Origin of the sequence: Dyadobacter sp. LHD-138, from assembly GCF_030929615.1 — a bacterium.
Lineage (GTDB): Bacteria > Bacteroidota > Bacteroidia > Cytophagales > Spirosomataceae > Dyadobacter.
In genome coordinates this window covers 1-510 of record NZ_JAVFVU010000131.1, presented here as the reverse complement: position 1 = coordinate 510, position 510 = coordinate 1, and the positions used below count along the sequence as shown (strand labels likewise).

General features: G+C 45.9%; 1 rRNA gene. It reads left to right on the top strand.

The window, feature by feature from the left end:
- Nucleotides 1-98: ribosomal RNA gene (gene rrf / locus RB622_RS30255) — 5S ribosomal RNA — on the top strand; the annotation flags it as partial.
- Between the last annotated feature and the right edge of the window lie 412 nt (nt 99-510).

The following is a 510-nucleotide window of genomic DNA, read 5'->3' as shown; positions in this document are numbered from 1 at the left end:
GCCTGGTGTTCACCTCTTCCCATCCCGAACAGAGAAGTTAAGCCCAGAACCGCCGATGATACTTGGGTCAAACCTGGTAAAGTAGGTAGTCGCCACAATACCATTGCAATGCAAAAGCCCATCTTCAAAAAAGATGGGATTTTTTGCGTTTAGAGGTCTTGTTCACCTGTTCCAAGGCTGCACGCCCCGGTCACGTTGGCTGGCGCCCGAGGCGGGTAGCCGGGGGCACTCAGGTTGTACGCAACTTCCTCTCATTTAAGCGTTGTTAACTAGGATTGAAACTTGAAAATCAACGATTTTCAAGTTTTTTTCTTTTAGGGATATCCCTAAATATGCAGAACTTTCAATATTTAAGTGTGTGATTCGTGTAGTTCAGTCACTTTTGAAAAGACTGGATATTCCGGAGCATGTTGACCCCCTAAAAGCCGGAATGTTTTGGAATGTTAAAGTAGCCTGATTCGCTGGAATCGCCTGCCATTCTGGCACATGTTGACCCCCTTAAAAGTTGAG